The sequence below is a fragment of the Leucobacter sp. 7(1) genome (assembly GCF_900163635.1).
In the GTDB taxonomy this organism is placed as follows: Bacteria; Actinomycetota; Actinomycetes; order Actinomycetales; family Microbacteriaceae; genus Leucobacter.
In genome coordinates this window covers 1-16,252 of sequence record NZ_FUID01000068.1, presented here as the reverse complement: position 1 = coordinate 16,252, position 16,252 = coordinate 1, and the positions used below count along the sequence as shown (strand labels likewise).

Here is a 16,252-nt window from a genome sequence, read left to right as displayed (position 1 = left end):
TTCACCGCGTACTGCCTGAGAAATCCCCGCTCGCGCGGGCACGCGCGCCGGTGCGGGTCTGCTAGCCGCGCGGCGTTACGGCAACTGCAAACCGGATCGGTTCCAGCCCGCCTTGCTCATGCGTCAGGGTGACCTCGGTGGTCCCCACGTTGGTTGCGGCGATCCCGGGAGTGAACTCTGCCCCGTCGTCGCGATACCCCTGCGCAAACACGGCGATATCGGGATCAGCGATCGCCGCCCGATAACTTGCCACGTCGAGATTCGCGGTATCGATCCGCAACACCTGGCCTACCACGAGATCGACAGTCTTGCCGGAGAGTTCGCTCGCGGGAACGGTGACTGGCGCAATGACGTCTCCGCCGATCAGCGCCTGCTCTTCACTCGCCCGCGTAGCTCCCTCGGAATCGGCTCGTCCGTGATTCAAGGTGCCACAGCCTGAGAGGCCCGCAATCAGCGCAATCGCAAGCACCGATGTTCCCCACCCCATATTCCGCATGGGGCCAGTCTCTCACCGGCGTGCCTCGCACACCACCCCGGGTTTTGCAGAGCCGCGAAGATCGCACGCGATCGACGCGAAACACCCCTAGAATAAAAGTGGACGTTATCCAATATTTGTCACCCGGGCTACGGCGCCACTCGCCCACCCGGAACGGGGGAGAGACATGAGCATCAGCGAACCAGGGGCGGCCCAACGCGACACCGAGCGCACGGGCGGCTGCCCCGTCGCACACGGCAGTACCGGCAAGCCAGCAGCAGACGCAGCCGACCACGGCTACTTCGGCCCAGGCAGCGTGAGCTGGCGGCTCTACTCTGACCCCTCGTCAAAGCTCGGCGGCGTCGCCGCACTGCTGCTGCAGTCACTGAACCCGATGATGATGCGTGTGTTCGACGGCACCAGTAACTACGCCACCGACGTCGAGGGACGGGGAGAGCGCACCGGGCAGTACGTCGACACCACGATCTTCGGTGATCGCGCCCACGCCGACGCGGCAGGGGCGGCCGTGCAGCGCCTGCACGCAGCGAGCGTGTGGACGGATCCTCGGACGGGCGAGGAACTCCGCGCGGACACGCAAGAGTGGCTCGCCTGGACCCACAACTGCATCGTCTACGGCGTGCTCCGCGCAGCCGACGCCTTCGGCCCCACCCTCACCGTTGCTGAGCAGGATCGTTTTGTCACTGAGCAGCACGAGGCCGCGAAGATCGTCGGCATCTCTGGCGACGAGTTCCTCCCGAGCACACGCGTGGCGCTGGATCGCTACATCGACGACAACAAGCACTGGATGGCGCTCACGATCCCCGCCGCCGAAATGACGCGCACCATGCGCAAACCCGTGATCTCCGGCAACCCGATCAAGGTGTGGGCTGGCGTCAACATTCAAGACGGGATCTTGTCACTGTTGCCAGACTGGGCGCTCCTGCTCTTCGGGATCGAGGGCCGCCCCATGAACCTGCGCGCCGCTGCCCGGGTGACCCGTCGCCTCATCGCCTCAGCCCGCGCGGGGAAAACCTCCGAGGACCTCATCACCGAGGTCACCACGCGTGTCGAGACGCACCCCTACCGCAAGGTGCGCACCCGCGCCTGAACCGCCGGGCGCGCAGATGCGCGCGACACAACAACGAAGGGTCGGGACGGGCGCACTGCCCGTCCCGACCCTCTGTCGAGAGCTAGTTGCCCTGCTTCAGCGCCTGCAAGCGCTGGTCGACCTCGCTCAGCGACCCGAGATCGTCGAGTTCGTTGAACTGCGCGTCGAGCGTGGACGCGGCGAGCTCCGCCTGGCCGCGCACCATCGCTTCCTGCCGCTTGACCTTTTCCTCGAAGCGACCCAGTTCGCTCGTCGGATCGAGCACGTCGAGGTTCTTCACGGCATCCTGAACCTGCGACTGCGCGTCAGCGACCTTACCGCGGGAGACAAGCTCGTCGCGCTTTGCCTGCAGCTGCACGAGCTTCTCTCGCATTGTCTGCAGGCCGGTCTTCAGCTGATCGACGACCTGCTGTTGGGCAGTGACGCTCGGCTCCGCGGTCGCGACCTCTTTCTCGAAGGAGATCTGCTTGGACAGCGCCACCCGAGCAAGGTTGTCGAAGCGGTCCGCCCCCGCGGCGTCGCCCGAGGAACGCAGCGTCTCGGCCTGCGCGGACGCGGCCGCCGCCTTACTTCCCCACTCGGTGATCGCCTTGCGGTCCTCGTCGAGATCCGCCTCCATGAGTCGCAGGTTGCCAATGGTCTGGGCAACCGAGCTCTCCGCGTCCGCGATGCTGTTCTTATAGTCACGCTCCATCTGGTTCAGCATCTTCTCCGGGTCTTCCGCGGAGTCGAGCAGCGCGTTGATATTGGCCTTGGCGAGCTGTGTAATCCGGCCAAGGATGGACTGCTTTGCCATGTCGGCTTCCTTTCCTTCGTTCCACCGAACCAGCTCGGAGGAGAGTTGTTCGCCGGCCCCGGTGGGCGGGCGAAGTCTGTGTTACCCGGCGTGTGCAGGCGGCCGGGTCACCCTAGAAACGGCCGCCACCACCGCGCCGCCCGCCACCACCGGAGCCGCCGCCCATCGAGCCGCCGCCGTTCCACCCACCACGGAATCCGCCACTGGAACCGCTCCATCCGCCGCCACCGCCGGAACCGGAACCGCCACCGCCGCTGAGCAGCCCGCCCAGGATTCCGCCGAGGACTGCACCACCGAAGCTGCCGTTCGAACCGGACCCGCCACCGTAACCGCCGGATCCGCCACCGCCCCAGCCGGACACATCCGATCCCGCAAGCTGGTAGGCGGCCCGTGCGTAGCGTGTAGCTTGCTGTGCGGCCTGGTATGAGCGCGTGGGATCTGTCGGCGCGTAGTGCTCGGCAAGCTGGAGTTGTCGCTGCGCCTCCGCGAGGCGAGTGCGCGCTTCCGCGCCGATCGCCCCGCGCCGCGTCTCGATGAATTGTTCTACCGCGAGCACCTCTGCGCGCGCCGGCACGAGCGCCTCGTCCCGGGCGGCCTCCGCCCGGCGAGTGCGCTCCACAGATTCGCGGGCCGCACCGATCGCGGCGTCGATCTGCACATTGGCAGCCGCCACCGCGGACAGGGCCCGGACAGGGTCGCCTTGCGCCCCCTGAGCCAGCACCGCGTTCACCTCATGGGCCGCGGCTTCCAACGCTGCACGTTCCCCCGCCGGGGCCGCACCGATGAGCTGCGCCGCGGTCTGCAGATCCGCCCGGAGGTCCGCGGTCCCCAGCTCGAGCTGCTTCACGCTCTCAGCCAGTTCCGCCGCCATCGTGTTCGGTGAGTCCGCGAGTGTACCCGCTTGGTCCAGTGCGGCCTCGGCAGCACGCAGCGACACCGCGGCTGCGGCGCGCTGCCCCGCAGCAAGCTCCTGCTCAGCCGACGCGAAGCAGTCGGCGACGAAACTCAGTCGTATCTTGGCCTCGTCGAGATTGGCCTGCAGCGGCCCCGTGATCGTTTCCGCATACACCTCGGTGAGGCGCGCAAGAGTCTGTCGCCCTGCGGCCAGGCGATCCTCCACCCCCGGCGCTGCCGCCCGCAGCTGCTGCATGACCTCGGGGGCACGCTGTTCAACCTCACGCAGTCGCGAGAACGACTCTGTGTGCGCATCGAGCGATTCTTTGGCCCCGGAGCACCGGGCAATGATCTCTTCGTGCCAAGCCCGGCGCTGCTCGTCAGTGTCGGGAATGCTGTCGTCGAGCTTCTGCCGCAGTTCAAATGCCGCCTGCAGCTGCGCTTTTGCGGCACCGATCGCTGTCTCGAACGGGCCCGCGGCCTCCGCCCCGAACTGCGCCTGTGCAAATCCAAGTTCCTGTTCACTGCTGCGCAGGTCGTCATCGACGCGCACCAACAGTCCGCTGGCCTGGGTCTCGAGCTCTTCGAGGCTCAACACAACCTCGCCGTCCTCAGCGGCGCGCTCACGTTTCTTCTTGCGCGCTACAAGGACCCCCGCCGCGACCCCACCCACGACAACGACGCCGCCGACCACGGCGATTGCGATCCCCGTGCCATTTGACTCCGGGTTCAGCACGGTCTTCTCGATCCCGGTGAGGGTCTGCCCGATCACGCCCGTCCAGTTGCTCTCCTTGAGCGCGGGGCGCACGTAGTCCTTCACGAGCTTGTCGTACTGGGCGTCCGAGATCAGCGCCGTAGCGGCGTTGAGATCAAAGAGTCGATCCTCCACCGCGATACTGAGCAGCACCGCATCGTCCCCGAGGAAGTTCTTTTGCGCGGTCGCTGCACCCCAGGCCTCCGGATTCTCCGGCGAGGTGAACTCGTCCACGTACACAACAAAGAGCTGCACGCCGTGCTCGGCCGCGAAGCCGCGGACCGAGGCCTCAAGCTTGCTGACATCGGAGCCCAGCACCGCGTCAGAGGTCGCATCCACGACGTAGGAACCGCTGAGCGACGGCGGTGCCGTCGCGGGCGTCGGCACAACGGCAAGGGCCGCCGTTGGCAGTAGTGAGGCGAGCGCCGCACACACCGCAAGACCGACTATCGTTGCGACCCGCTTCATCCCGGCTCCCCCTACTGCGGTACCGACGTGCACCGCCTGGTTCTTAGGCACATTCTATGAGGCAACCGCTCGGCGGCACCAGTGGCAACTGCGCGCCCCCTAGGCTAGATCCGGGCCGCGGATGCCGCGGAACCGATGGACACCCACTGAGGGAAGGACCCCCATGCGACGGAGCCAGGCGAGTGTCTGGTCAGAGACCGGAATTCTGCTCCGGGGAGCGTGGGCGCAGCTACGCGCAGGCGGATCTCGCCTGGTAGGGCTGCTCATCCTGACGCAAAGCGCAATTCTGGTGCTTGCACTCCCCGTAGTGAGCTGGCTGTTCCGCGAGGCGCTGCGCGCCGGGGGCATGTCTGGACTCGACCTGGGGCGGCCGATCCAGGGGCCCGGCCTTCCGCTCACGCTCGTCCTCATAGTCGTGATAGTGACCGCCGCATTCTGGTTGCTCGTGCTGCAGTTCGCGGCGCTCGTGGTGCTGCTGCGTTGGCCCGCGCTTACGGGACGGCAGTTCCTTGCCGAACTGGGCCGCATCGCCCGCGCCCTGCTCCGACCGAGTTCGCTCCCTCTGCTCGGTTACCTGTTTGTACTCCTCCCGCTGAGCGGTTTTGGATTCACCTCCGCGCTCACTCGGGGGATCGCGATTCCATCCTTCATCTCCGGGGAACTCATGAAGTCGCCCGCGAGCGCAATCGGCTTCGCAGTATTTCTCCTGGTGCTCGCCTGGCTCAATGTGCGTTTCGCGCTCACGATCCCGCTGTTTGTGCTGAGTTCCGGCCGACGCCCGCTCCGCACAAGCTGGCGACTCACCCGCGGGCCACGCACCTGGGCTCCCGTGGTACTCGCGACGGTCGTCATCACCGCGCTCGGATCCGTGCTGGGAGCAGCGCTCGCCCTAGTGTCGCTGCTCCCCACGGCGGCCGCGGACGCATGGGCTCCCGGAGCGGCCCCCGGGATCGCGGCCGTCTCGCTCGGGATCGCACAGACCTGTGGAATGCTGCTCAGCGGCGGCGTCACCGCGGCGGTTGCGGGAGTCCTCATCACCCGCCTCCGGCGCAGCAGCACGCGCCTCCCCGCATCGATGGATCTCCTGCCGCACCCCGCAGCGCGGAACCTCACGCCAGCATCACACCCCGCACCGCAAAGCCGTCGCCCCGCAGTCCTCGCCGCCACACTCGCCATCGTGGTCGCTGCGGGGTGCAGCGTTGCGGGCTGGGGCACCCTGCACCGGCTGGCCGCGGCTCCGGACACGCTCGTGCTCGCGCACCGCGGCTTCTCGGGTGGAGGCGTGGAGAACACCCTCAGCGGACTCGACGCCGCTGACACTGCCGGTGCCGATCTCGTCGAAATGGACGTGATGCAGACGCAAGACGGGGAATTCGTGGCGATGCATGACGCGAAGCTCGATCGGCTGGCGGGCCGGCCCGACGCGGTGAAGGATCTCACACTTGACGAGCTTACGCAGATCACCGTTCGTGACCTTGCGGGGCACGAGGACACAATCCCCACCTTTGCCGACTACGTGCGCCACGCGCAACGCATTGGCATGCCGCTGCTCATCGAGATCAAGCTCGGCGGCGGCGACACCCCCGACCACGTCGAGCGGCTCGTCGCTGAGCTGGAAGAGCTCGACGCCCTCGACGAGAACATCTATCATTCCCTCGACGCCGCCAGCGTGGACCGGCTCAAGCAGCTCCGGCCAGACCTCACCGTGGGCTACACAATGGCGTTCGCCGGCGGCGGGATCCCGGACACAATCGCCGACTTCATCGTCGTCGAGGAGTGGACCGCCACCGTGGCCATGCAGGATGCGGCCCGGTCGGCCGGGCTCGGCTTCATGACGTGGACCGTGAACGACGAGGATGGCTTCCGCGAGCACCTCCGCCGGGGATCCGACGGGATCATCACGGACAACCCCGACCTTGTCGTGGCGGCGCGTGCGGAGATTCAGGACGAGAGCGGCATAGCCGAGGTACTCGTCGACGCGCTGACGCGTTTCGTCAGGATCGGCTAGGACGCGTCGCGCGGAGCCTCGGCGGACGCCTCTGCATCGGTGGTGGCAGTGACTCCGGCCTCCGCCGCGCGACGCTTGCGGCGCCACGAGACAAAGGCGCGACTCAGCTCGATCAGGATCGGGATGCCCGGGATCAGCACGAGCACGATGATGAAGACCTCGCTGTACTCGCGCACAAACGGGATCTGACCCAGGAAGTATCCGAGCAGCGTGACGCCCACGCCCCAGAGCAGCGCGCCAACAGCGTTGTAGACGATGAACTGGCGGTAGCGCATGTTGCCCACGCCGGCCGCAGCGGGCACAAACGCGCGGAAAATCGGGAGGAAACGGGCGATGATGATCGCCTTGGGGCCGTGCTTCTCGAAGAACTCGTGCGTGCGCGCCACGTTTTCCGGGTTGAACAGTCGGCTCTTCTTCCGGCTAAAGATCGCCGGGCCGAGCTTGCGGCCGATCATGAACCCCATCTGGTCACCCGCGAATGCGAAAACGAACAGCAGCAGACAGGTGATCCAGATCGGGACGTCGATGATGCCTGTCGCGGAGAATAGCCCCACCGTGAACAGCAGTGAGTCTCCCGGGAGAAACGCGAGGACAAGTACGCCGGTCTCGAGGAACACAAACGCACAAGCCAGCACAAGTGCAGCCCAGCCACCCGCCTGCAGCAGGGTTTCGGGATCCAACCATTCAATGCCGAACAGTGCCGGAATTGTCGTCGCGGTCAGGGCTGCTAGCGTCGAAGTCACGTGATTCGGCTCTGCTCTCGTCTCGGGATGCGCGGGGAACGCGGTGCGCAGCCCCGGACATATTATGCCCCGGCCCCCTGGAAACGTCCTGGCCGAGCCGCCGGGCGTATCCTGAAGACGTACCGATGGGCACGCTCGGAGGGGGCACAGCATGATCGCATCACCCGCACACCGCACGCACACACGGCGATTCGCCTGGGCCGCGCTCATCGCGGCCGGAGCGCTCACACTCAGCGGGTGCGTCACCGTGAACGTGCCGCCCAAGGCAGACTCCGGGTCGGGATCCGGCGGCCGAGGTCCCGCAGGGACCCACGGGGGGACTCATTCCCCGGGGCCGAAGATGCACCCCCACGGCGACTCTGACTTCCCGGCAGCCGGCATCCCCACTTCGGTGAGGTGGCCTTCCGACTGGCTTGAGGGTTTCGCCTCGGAGTCCCAGGGAGTGCGGGGCACGATCGTCTCGATCGACCTGGACTACGAGCGCGGACAGTGGATCTGGGAGGTCACGAGCCGCGACCCGGGTGAGGGGAACACACACCCCACACGCGGCTTTGAAGCGGACCTCGCGGCGGACACCCTTGAGGTGCTCAGTTCCCGTGAAGTGCAGCTGGACTCCGAGGAGCAGGCGCAGGTGGCGATTGGGATCGCCGAGGCGGCGCGGATCTCAGGCGAAACCTCGCCCAGCCCGCGCCTCACGGAACTCGCCCTCGACGAAGATCGAGGTGTGCTTGTCTGGGAGGCGAACCTCGTGGACACCGAAACCTGGGCGGAGACCGAGCTGACGATCGACGCGCAGACCGGCGAGGTGCTGCGGCGCGAAGCGGACTGATCCGGCGCAGCGTGCAGAAACGCCCCGGTAGTGCAGAAGTACCCCGTGCCTCGCAGGAATTCCTGCGAGGCACGGGGCACTTCTGTTTGGACCGCGTTACGCGCTGGCCCGCTCCGCCATCTCCACGACGTTCTTGAGCAACAGCGCGCGGGTCATGGGACCCACACCACCCGGGTTCGGCGAGACCCAGCCGGCCACCGCCGCGACCGCGGGATCAACGTCGCCAACGACCCGGGACTTGCCCGTCTCGGGGTCCGTCTTGCGGGAAACGCCAACGTCGAGCACGATCGCGCCCGGCTTCACATCCTCTGCGCGCACGATCCCCTCGACGCCAGCCGCGGCGACGATCACGTCGGCGCGACGCAGCTCGGCACCGAGATCCTGGGTACCCGTGTGGGTCAGCGTGACCGTCGCGTTGAACTCGCGGCGCGTCAGCAGCGGGCCGATCGGGCGACCGACAGTGATCCCGCGCCCCACAACCACAACGTGCTTCCCGGCCCACGAGAGGCCGTTGCGCTCCACGAGCTCGATGACCCCGCGCGGCGTGCACGGCAGCGGCGAGGTGATCTCGGTGTTCGCGTTGAGCACGAGGCGGCCGAGGTTGGTCGGGTGCAGACCGTCCGCGTCCTTGGCCGGGTCGATGCACTCGAGGATGCGATCCGTGTCGATGTGCTTCGGCAGCGGCAGCTGCACGATGTAGCCCGTGCAACTCGAGTCCGCGTTCAACTCGCGAAGCACCGCCTCAAGCTCTTCCTGCGTGACCGACTCCGGCAGTTCGCGCTTGATCGATGCGATCCCCACCTCAGCGCAGTCGCGGTGCTTGCCCGCGACGTACCACTGCGATCCGGGGTCTGCACCGACGAGCACGGTCGCGAGACCGGGAACCACGCCGCGGGCCGCGAGGGCCGCGACGCGCTCCGTCAGCTCCTGCTTGATCTCGGCCGCGGCACGGGTGCCGTCGAGCCGCTGCGCAGTCGCTTCAGGCACCGGACTTACCACTGCTCGAGGCCGGGGTACAGCGGGAACGCGTCGGCAAGCTTCGTGACGCGAGCACGCAGTTCCTCGATGTCGCCCTCCTGGCGCAGGGCCAACGCGATGATGTCCGAAACCTCAGCGAACTCGGCGTCACCGAAGCCGCGAGTCGCGAGCGCCGGAGTACCGATGCGGAGGCCGCTCGTGACCATCGGCGGGCGCGGGTCGAACGGCACCGAGTTGCGGTTGACCGTGATCCCAACCTCATGCAGCACGTCCTCCGCCTGCTGGCCGTCGAGCTTCGAGTGGCGCAGATCGGCGAGCACGAGGTGCACGTCCGTGCCGCCCGTGAGCACGTCGACGCCGGCGGCCTTCGAGGCCTCGGTGGTGAGCGCCTCGGCGAGCAGCTTCGCGCCCGAGAGGGTGCGCACCTGGCGGTCCGCGAACTCCTCGGTCGCGGCGAGCTTGAACGCGGTCGCCTTCGCCGCGATGACGTGCATCAGCGGGCCGCCCTGCTGCCCCGGGAACACGTTCGAGTTGAGCTTCTTGTACAGCTCAAGGTCGTTCGTGAGAATGAAGCCGGAGCGCGGGCCACCAATGGTCTTGTGCACAGTCGAGGACACGACGTGCGCGTGCGGCACCGGGTTCGGGTACAGGCCCGCGGCGACGAGGCCCGCGAAGTGCGCCATGTCCACCCACAGGGTGGCGCCGACCTCGTCGGCGATCGCGCGGAACGCCGCGAAATCAAGCGTGCGCGGGTACGCCGACCAGCCGGCGATGATGACCTTGGGCTTGTGCTCGAGTGCCTTCGCGCGGACCACGTCCATGTCGACGAGGAACGTTTCCGGATCCACACCGTAGGACTGGACGTTGTAGAGCTTGCCCGAGAAATTGAGCTTCATGCCGTGGGTGAGGTGCCCGCCGTGTGCAAGCTCCAGGCCGAGGATCGTGTCGCCGGGCTCGGCGATCGCGGAGAGCACGGCGGCGTTCGCCTGTGCGCCCGAGTGGGGCTGCACGTTTGCGTACTCGGCACCGAACAGGGCCTTCGCACGATCACGCGCGAGGTTCTCGGCGACGTCGACGAACTCGCAGCCACCGTAGTAGCGGCGGCCGGGGTAGCCCTCGGCGTACTTGTTGGTGAGCACCGAACCCTGCGATTCGAGGATGGCGCGGGGAACGAAGTTCTCGCTCGCGATCATCTCGAGGGTGCTGCGCTGACGACCGAGCTCCTGCTGCAGGACCTCGGCGATCTCGGGATCGACTACCGAGAGCGGCTCGTTAAAGAAAGCTGACTGGGTGGACATCTCTCACTCCTCAAACATTGTTCCGCACGCGCGGAGGGACCTGCGGATATCGACCCAGGCGAGCGGCCATCCATGAAGAGTTGTCGTTCCCCGATGGTGAACCATCTGTACGCCAGTCACGACGCTCACAGCATACCAGCGTGAACAGAAATTGCACCTGCGGTTCAGGGCTGCCTCGGTGCCCCGTTAGAGTCTGGCAAGTCCGGCTGTGGCCCGATCCGCCGCCCAACTGCTTTCCGGGAGTACCTGATCCGGCACAAGCACCGCCCCCGCGACAAGCAACCACGGCAGGAGCAGGGCAACGGTCACCGACACCCAGCCGCGCGGGCCGCGCGCTCGGTCCACGCGCATGAACTTCGCCGCCGCGATCGCGGTGAGAAGCGCGGCCCCGCTAAGCAGGGTTGCCGCAATAAGTACCAGCGTCTCCCCGCCTTCGCCGAGGGCCGGAACCGTGTCGAGCAGGATCGAGGAATTGGAGCTCGTGTCTCCGGTCCCGCGCATCGCGAATGAGATCATGAGCAACCCACCCCAGTGGGCTACACCAGCCGCGGTGACGAGCGCGGGCGGCTCCACCTCGCGTCCCGCACGGGATCGCCAGATCCAGCGCGGAACCATGATCAGCACGGCAACAATCGGCACCCACACCGGCACGGCCACCGCCAGTATCAGCGTTTCCCAGCCCGCCTGCGGCGTGAGAAACCGCAACACAAGGGCGGACACCGGAACGAGCCACGCGAGCCATACCCACAGCTGCCAGATCACTTGCTCCAGCGTGCTCGCTGGGGCATGACCTCGGGTGTGCGGGGCTGCGTTCATCTCCCCCAAGCTACTCCCCACGCCTCGCGGGCGGGGCATTGGCTGTGTGGAATACAATGAGTCGGATGAACACGATCGCCGCTGACCAGCCCGACACCCAGTGGGTGCTCACCCTTTCTTGCATCGACGGACCGGGTATCGTGCACGCGATCAGCGGCGCGGTTGTTGCCGCCGGTGGCAATATCGCGGAGAGCCAGCAGTTCGCCTCCGCGGACACCGGTCGCTTCTTCATGCGACTGCAGGTCGAGGCCGTGGCCCAGCCCGAAACCTTCGAGGAGCGCTTCGAGTCGGCGGTGTCCCCGGTCACTCAGCGCTACAACATGACCTGGCGGCTGGACCGAGTGGGTCGCCCCGTGCGCACGCTCGTTCTCGCATCGACCGCAACGCACTGCGTGAACGACCTGCTCTACCGTCAGCGGGGCGGCCAGCTTCCCATCGAGGTGCCGCTGATCCTCTCGAACCACGAGACCGTGCGCGATATTGCTGAGTTCTACAGCGTCCCGTTCGAGCACCGCGCAATTGCCAACCCGGCCGACCGTGCGGCGTTCGAAGCCCGCGTGCTCGAGGCCGTGGAAGAGCACAACATCGAACTCGTGGTGCTGGCCCGCTACATGCAGATCCTGTCCCCGGAACTGTGCGCAGCGCTCGAGGGCCGCGCCATCAACATCCATCACTCGTTCCTGCCCGGCTTCAAGGGCGCGAATCCCTACAAGCAGGCGCATCAGCGCGGTGTGAAGCTCATCGGCGCGACCGCGCATTTCGTGACGACGGACCTCGACGAGGGGCCGATCATCGAGCAGGATGTCGCCCGCGTGGATCACTCCTACTCGCCGCGTGAGCTCGTGCAGCTCGGCCAGGACGAAGAGGCGCGCGTACTGCGCCGCGCGGTGAACTGGTTCGCGGAGAACCGGGTGCTTGTCGACGGCGACCGCACGATCATCTTCCGGTAGCCGGGACCAGGCGCGAAATACGCGATCCCCCGTCTCCCACACACTGTGTGGGAGACGGGGGATCGCGTATGTGAGGGACGACTACAGCTGCTCGCGGTGAGCCTCTCGCAACTCGTCGACGGCTTTTTCGAGCGCCGGATCGTCGCCGCGGGCAAGCCCTGCGTACTGCAGCAGGACGCCGTCCTCGGTCGGAATCGCCTTGACCCACATGCGGCGGCGCGGCACGAACAGCGACCACATCAGGCCACCCAGCGCGGCGAGCGCGAAGACGAGGATCCACTCCTGCGCGGGGTTCCGCATCACGTCAAACGCGGCGTAGCGAGGCACCTCGTCAAGGGTGAGCGTGCCCATCCCGTTCGGCAGGTCCACGGTATCCCCTGGCGCGATCTCGAGTGATTCCTTGTCGACGGCGCGACCGGTAATCTGCTCCATCTTCGTGGTGTCGAGCGCATACACGGACTGCGGCACCCCATCATCGATGCCCAGGTCCCCGGTGAACACGTCAAGCGTCAGCAGCGGGTTCTCAAGGTCGGGGTAGTTCGAGGTGTAGGCACCCGTTTCGAGTTCGGCCTTCGTGGGGTAGAAGAAGCCGCGCATGCCCACCTGGGTCGGCTCACCGTCGGCATCGGTCATGCCAAAGGGCACCTTCAGCACGCCGAGGGAGGTCATCGTCAGGTTGTCCTGCGGGATAAACGGCATGGCCTCGCTGTAGACGACCTCGCCATCATGGTTCTTGATGGTGATGCGCGGGGCGTAGCCGTTAGCGATGAGGTAGACCGGGGAGCCGTAGACACGCAACGGATGGTTCACGCGGATGATGTGCTCCCCCTCGGCTTCACCCTCCGGGTCGATCAGCGTCATGTTCGCGGTGTAGTCCTTGACGTTGCCCAGTGCCGAAACGTTGCCGTCCTCGGGGGTCATATAGCTGACCTCGAGCGAGTTCAGGCGAATCCCGAAGGGGACGAGGCTCGACGTGTCGAAGGCGCTGCCGGAGTTCACCGTGTCGTAGTCGATGAGCTGGTTCACCATCGTTTCGCCTTCAATGAGCACCTTCTGCCCATTGAAGGTGAAGACGCCGCCGATGCCCACGCTCACGAGCACACCGAGCAGCGAAATGTGGAACAGCAGGTTGCCTGTCTCGCGGAGGTAGCCGCGCTCGGCGGATACCGAGATCTCCTCGGTACCGCGGCGCTTGGCGCGCTGGATCTCGACCCGGTAGCGCTGCTTCTTCAGCATGTCACGCGCGGCCTCCACAGCGCGCAGGGCAAAGGCCTCGCGCTGCTCGGGCGTCGCTTCTGGGTTGGAGACCCGGATCTCCGAGAAGCCTGCCATGCGCTTCAATAGCGCCGGCGTCTTTGGCGGGGTGCCCCGCCAGGCCTTCCAGTGGTGCACGATACGGGGCAGCACGCACCCGATGAGCGAGATAAACAGCAACAGGCAGATCGCGGAGAACCACACGGAGCCGTACACGTCGAACGCCTGGATCGGGAAGGCATCGAGGATCTTAAAGAGCTCGGGATGGTCCTGCTGATACTGCAGCACACCGTTCGGATCAGCGGAGCGCTGCGGCACGAGCGAGCCGGGGATCGCAGCAACCGCAAGCAGGAGCAGCAGGATGAGTGCGACCCGCATGCTGGTGAGCTGTCGCCAGAACCAGCGGCCCCAGCCTTTCAGCCCGAAGTCGCCGCTGTCACCCGGAGACGGGCGCGATCCGCCGCCGCCAGTACCGTCGTCGTAATCAGAGGGGCGTGACATATCCGCCAATCACCGCCTGCAGTGCGTACATCATCATGCTCCAGAGCCCGGTCACCATGAGGAGACCGATGAGGATCAGCAGTCCGCCGCCGATCAGGTTCACGGCACGAATGTGCCGCTTGAAGAAGTCCATTGTCTGCGTCATCCACCCGAAGCCGAACGCCGCAAGCACAAACGGTAGGCCGAGGCCCACGCAGTAAGCGATGGCAAGGATGATCGAGCGGGATACCGAGCCCTGTTGCAGGCTCAAACCCATGATCACCGTCAGCGTCGGCCCCATGCACGGGGTCCAGCCCACCGCGAACACGGCCCCGAGCACCGGGGCTCCAGCCAAGCCGAGCTTTGGTTTCACCGCGAGCTTCTTGGTTGTCTGCATCTTCGAGAACAGGCCGATGAAGACAAAGCCCATCGCCATGACAAACACACCCATCAGGCGCGTGATCAGGTTTTCCCATTCGAGCAGCCAGACTCCGACGGTCCCGGCCGCTGCCAGGAAGGTGACGAGCACCACGCTGAACCCGGCCACAAACAGGGTGGCCCCCCACACCATCCGTCGTCGCTCGGGTGCCTGCCCGGGCGCAGCGCCCGCGCTCGCACTCGCGTACGCGAGATAGCCCGGCACAAGCGGAAGCACGCACGGAGAGAGGAAGGAAATCAGGCCCGCGGCGATTGCGATCAACGAGGCAACAAGGAGTTGCCCGTCAGCGACCACATCGAAGACGTTCATTCCGCGGACTCGCTCGCGCTGTCCGGCGTGCTCGTCTCCCTGGGCACCTCAATGCCGGTTTCGGCGAGCGTCTCCCGGATCAGCGTGGGGAGCTGCGAGGCACCGGCGAGCTGGCCGAGCACGCGGTGCGCTACGCGGCCCTCGGTGTCGAGCACGAGCGTGGTGGGCACGGCGTTCAGTGGGACCTGGCCCGCAAATGCACGCTGCACGGAGCGGCCGCCAGCGACATCCATGATCGAGGGGTACTCGATGCCGAACTCCTGAGCGAACTGCTGCGCCTGCGCTACTTGATCCCGCGTGTTGATCCCGAGGAAGGCGACGTTGTCACCGGCGAACTCCTCATAGGCCGCTTCAAGATCCGGCGCTTCCGCCCGACACGGAGCGCACCCCGCGTACCAGAAGTTCACCACGGTGACCTTGCCCAGGATGTCGTCCGAGCTCAGCGTGGAGCCATCTTCAACCTCACCGGAAAACTGCACAGGATCGGTGCGCTCGCTCACCGGGAAGCTCGCGGAGGTGCCATCGCCGGAGATGTACCCCTTCTCGTTTGATTCCTCCCACTGCTTGGAGAGGTCCTGGCCGCCACCGCTGCACGCCGAGAGCGTCAGCGCCGCGGCGAGGCCGAGGGCGACGGCGGTGCCGATGCGTCGGGGAGTCATACAGCTCCCACGTCTACGGCGTCGTCGAGCAGCCCGGAAGCGGGGGTGCGGTAGTCGACCTCGAACCAGCGCTCGCCGCGCTTCTCAAAGCTCGTGATGCTCGAGAGCTCGCAGCGGCGGGACGCGGGGTTGTGGAACAGCGGCTTGCCAGCAATGTCGAGGTGCGCCATCCAGATCGGCGACTGGTGCGACACCATGACGATGTCGCCCCCGCGCGTCTCTTCCCAGGCGCTGTCCATCGCGCTGCGCACGCGCGCAGCGACGGAACGGTAGGGCTCGCCCCAGCTGGGGCGGAACGGGTTCCAGAACTTGTGCCAGTACTTGGGTTGCTTGAACGCGGCATCGGGGCCAGAGTTCACCATGCCCTCGAAGTAGTTCGTCGGCTCGATGATCCGATCCTCGGTAGCGATCTCGAGCGACAGTGCGCTTGCGATCGGCCGTGCCGATTGTTGGGCACGCTCCAGCGGGGACGCGTACAGACGTGCGACCTTCCGGTCGCTTCCGGCCAGTTCGAGGGCTGCGGCCTCAGCCATGCGGTGCCCGCGCTCGGAGAGGCGGAAACCCGGGATCCGGCCGTACAGCACCAGATCGGGGTTATATACCTCGCCGTGGCGTACCAAATGCAGCAATTTGTCGCTCACGGGGTCCATTCTAGGTGCGCTGTATCTGGGAAACCCGGGAGCACACCCCTCCCCGGTATCCGAGCGGCCTGGTGCCTCCCGCGCGGCGCGAGTTCGCGCCGCTTTTCGCAGGAGATTCTCGTCCCGGGTGCCGGATCCGGGCCGAAATCTCCTGCAGAGTCGTGAATCTCCGACGCGCTGGTGGACGGGTTTGGTGAACGTGTGCGCACGCAGCCTCGCCCGGGGTGTGGCCGGAGTGTGGCCGGAGTGGGTTCCGGGGTGGATTCCAAGATGTGTTCCGGGGTGGATTTCGGAGTGGATTCCAGAGTGTGTTCCGGGGCTGACCCAGGCCCCGAAGCCTTGGGACTTGGGGG

General features: G+C 66.5%; 15 protein-coding genes and 1 riboswitch. Of the genes, 4 read left to right on the top strand and 11 right to left on the bottom strand.

Going from position 1 to position 16,252, the window contains the following annotated elements; genetic code table 11:
* Positions 1-61: 61 nt before the first annotated feature.
* A complete protein-coding gene (locus tag FM113_RS13130) occupies positions 62-496 on the bottom strand; it encodes a hypothetical protein (protein ID WP_140393367.1) in 435 nt (144 codons plus the stop codon).
* Positions 497-662: 166 nt separating this feature from the next.
* On the opposite strand from FM113_RS13130, the gene FM113_RS13125 reads away from it, so the two are divergent.
* Positions 663-1,583 carry an oxygenase MpaB family protein gene (locus tag FM113_RS13125; protein WP_087015272.1) on the top strand — a complete coding sequence of 307 codons (921 nt, stop codon included), beginning with the start codon at positions 663-665 and terminating at the stop codon, positions 1,581-1,583.
* An 82-nt stretch (positions 1,584-1,665) separates the two neighbouring features.
* On the opposite strand, the gene FM113_RS13120 is transcribed toward FM113_RS13125, so the two are convergent.
* On the bottom strand, positions 1,666-2,379 hold the full coding sequence (locus FM113_RS13120) for a PspA/IM30 family protein (protein ID WP_087015271.1): 714 nt from the start codon (positions 2,377-2,379) through the stop codon (positions 1,666-1,668).
* Between the two features lie 112 nt (positions 2,380-2,491).
* Positions 2,492-4,495 (bottom strand): TPM domain-containing protein, encoded by a 2,004-nt coding sequence (locus FM113_RS13115; RefSeq protein ID WP_087015270.1) that lies wholly within the window; start codon positions 4,493-4,495, stop codon positions 2,492-2,494.
* A gap of 163 nt (positions 4,496-4,658) precedes the next feature.
* Between FM113_RS13115 and FM113_RS13110 the strand changes: the two genes are divergently transcribed.
* Positions 4,659-6,503, top strand: coding sequence for a glycerophosphodiester phosphodiesterase family protein (locus FM113_RS13110; protein WP_087015269.1), 1,845 nt, complete (start codon positions 4,659-4,661; stop codon positions 6,501-6,503).
* Here the strand turns inward: FM113_RS13110 and FM113_RS13105 are convergent.
* Entirely contained in the window at positions 6,500-7,246 is a 747-nt protein-coding gene (locus tag FM113_RS13105) for a VTT domain-containing protein (RefSeq protein WP_087015268.1), read from the bottom strand. The two genes, FM113_RS13110 and FM113_RS13105, sit on opposite strands and share 4 nt — an antisense overlap.
* 151 nt (positions 7,247-7,397) lie before the next feature.
* On the opposite strand from FM113_RS13105, the gene FM113_RS13100 reads away from it, so the two are divergent.
* Positions 7,398-8,075, top strand: coding sequence for a PepSY domain-containing protein (locus tag FM113_RS13100; protein ID WP_087015267.1), 678 nt, complete (start codon positions 7,398-7,400; stop codon positions 8,073-8,075).
* 96 nt (positions 8,076-8,171) lie between these two features.
* Here the strand turns inward: FM113_RS13100 and FM113_RS13095 are convergent, their stop codons facing one another.
* The 3 genes from FM113_RS13095 to FM113_RS13085 all read right to left on the bottom strand — a co-directional run bounded on the left by FM113_RS13095 (position 8,172) and on the right by FM113_RS13085 (position 11,167).
* Positions 8,172-9,062: a bifunctional methylenetetrahydrofolate dehydrogenase/methenyltetrahydrofolate cyclohydrolase gene (locus FM113_RS13095; RefSeq protein ID WP_087015266.1), complete on the bottom strand. Its 891-nt coding sequence runs from the start codon at positions 9,060-9,062 to the stop codon at positions 8,172-8,174.
* Positions 9,063-9,067: 5 nt separating this feature from the next.
* Positions 9,068-10,351: a serine hydroxymethyltransferase gene (gene glyA, locus FM113_RS13090; protein WP_087015265.1), complete on the bottom strand. Its 1,284-nt coding sequence runs from the start codon at positions 10,349-10,351 to the stop codon at positions 9,068-9,070.
* Positions 10,352-10,396: 45 nt separating this feature from the next.
* Positions 10,397-10,481: riboswitch (ZMP/ZTP riboswitch) on the bottom strand.
* Between the two features lie 56 nt (positions 10,482-10,537).
* Positions 10,538-11,167 carry a hypothetical protein gene (locus tag FM113_RS13085; protein ID WP_140393366.1) on the bottom strand — a complete coding sequence of 210 codons (630 nt, stop codon included), beginning with the start codon at positions 11,165-11,167 and terminating at the stop codon, positions 10,538-10,540.
* A gap of 65 nt (positions 11,168-11,232) precedes the next feature.
* On the opposite strand from FM113_RS13085, the gene purU reads away from it, so the two are divergent.
* Positions 11,233-12,117 (top strand): formyltetrahydrofolate deformylase, encoded by an 885-nt coding sequence (purU, locus tag FM113_RS13080; protein WP_087015263.1) that lies wholly within the window; start codon positions 11,233-11,235, stop codon positions 12,115-12,117.
* An 81-nt stretch (positions 12,118-12,198) separates the two neighbouring features.
* Here the strand turns inward: purU and FM113_RS13075 are convergent, their stop codons facing one another.
* Genes FM113_RS13075 through FM113_RS13060 form a run of 4 tightly spaced genes read right to left on the bottom strand, consistent with a single transcriptional unit; the run spans position 12,199 to position 15,908 of the window.
* Positions 12,199-13,872 (bottom strand): cytochrome c biogenesis protein ResB, encoded by a 1,674-nt coding sequence (locus tag FM113_RS13075; protein ID WP_087015262.1) that lies wholly within the window; start codon positions 13,870-13,872, stop codon positions 12,199-12,201.
* Complete coding sequence (locus tag FM113_RS13070; protein ID WP_087015261.1) at positions 13,856-14,599, bottom strand: cytochrome c biogenesis CcdA family protein; 744 nt, start codon at positions 14,597-14,599, stop codon at positions 13,856-13,858. The genes FM113_RS13075 and FM113_RS13070 overlap by 17 nt, the downstream gene beginning before the upstream one ends.
* Positions 14,596-15,258: a TlpA disulfide reductase family protein gene (locus FM113_RS13065; RefSeq protein ID WP_087015260.1), complete on the bottom strand. Its 663-nt coding sequence runs from the start codon at positions 15,256-15,258 to the stop codon at positions 14,596-14,598. The genes FM113_RS13070 and FM113_RS13065 overlap by 4 nt, the downstream gene beginning before the upstream one ends.
* On the bottom strand, positions 15,255-15,908 hold the full coding sequence (locus FM113_RS13060; RefSeq protein ID WP_176387227.1) for a histidine phosphatase family protein: 654 nt from the start codon (positions 15,906-15,908) through the stop codon (positions 15,255-15,257). Before FM113_RS13060 ends, FM113_RS13065 begins: the two co-directional genes overlap by 4 nt.
* Positions 15,909-16,252: the final 344 nt, after the last annotated feature.

Coding starts and splice junctions, on each gene's coding strand:
- FM113_RS13130 (WP_140393367.1), bottom strand. CDS start 496: ATGCGGAATATGGGGTGGGGAACATCGGTGCTTGCGATTGCGCTGATT.
- FM113_RS13125 (WP_087015272.1), top strand. CDS start 663: ATGAGCATCAGCGAACCAGGGGCGGCCCAACGCGACACCGAGCGCACG.
- FM113_RS13120 (WP_087015271.1), bottom strand. CDS start 2,379: ATGGCAAAGCAGTCCATCCTTGGCCGGATTACACAGCTCGCCAAGGCC.
- FM113_RS13115 (WP_087015270.1), bottom strand. CDS start 4,495: ATGAAGCGGGTCGCAACGATAGTCGGTCTTGCGGTGTGTGCGGCGCTC.
- FM113_RS13110 (WP_087015269.1), top strand. CDS start 4,659: ATGCGACGGAGCCAGGCGAGTGTCTGGTCAGAGACCGGAATTCTGCTC.
- FM113_RS13100 (WP_087015267.1), top strand. CDS start 7,398: ATGATCGCATCACCCGCACACCGCACGCACACACGGCGATTCGCCTGG.
- glyA (WP_087015265.1), bottom strand. CDS start 10,351: ATGTCCACCCAGTCAGCTTTCTTTAACGAGCCGCTCTCGGTAGTCGAT.
- FM113_RS13085 (WP_140393366.1), bottom strand. CDS start 11,167: ATGAACGCAGCCCCGCACACCCGAGGTCATGCCCCAGCGAGCACGCTG.
- purU (WP_087015263.1), top strand. CDS start 11,233: ATGAACACGATCGCCGCTGACCAGCCCGACACCCAGTGGGTGCTCACC.
- FM113_RS13075 (WP_087015262.1), bottom strand. CDS start 13,872: ATGTCACGCCCCTCTGATTACGACGACGGTACTGGCGGCGGCGGATCG.
- FM113_RS13070 (WP_087015261.1), bottom strand. CDS start 14,599: ATGAACGTCTTCGATGTGGTCGCTGACGGGCAACTCCTTGTTGCCTCG.
- FM113_RS13065 (WP_087015260.1), bottom strand. CDS start 15,258: ATGACTCCCCGACGCATCGGCACCGCCGTCGCCCTCGGCCTCGCCGCG.
- FM113_RS13060 (WP_176387227.1), bottom strand. CDS start 15,908: ATGGACCCCGTGAGCGACAAATTGCTGCATTTGGTACGCCACGGCGAG.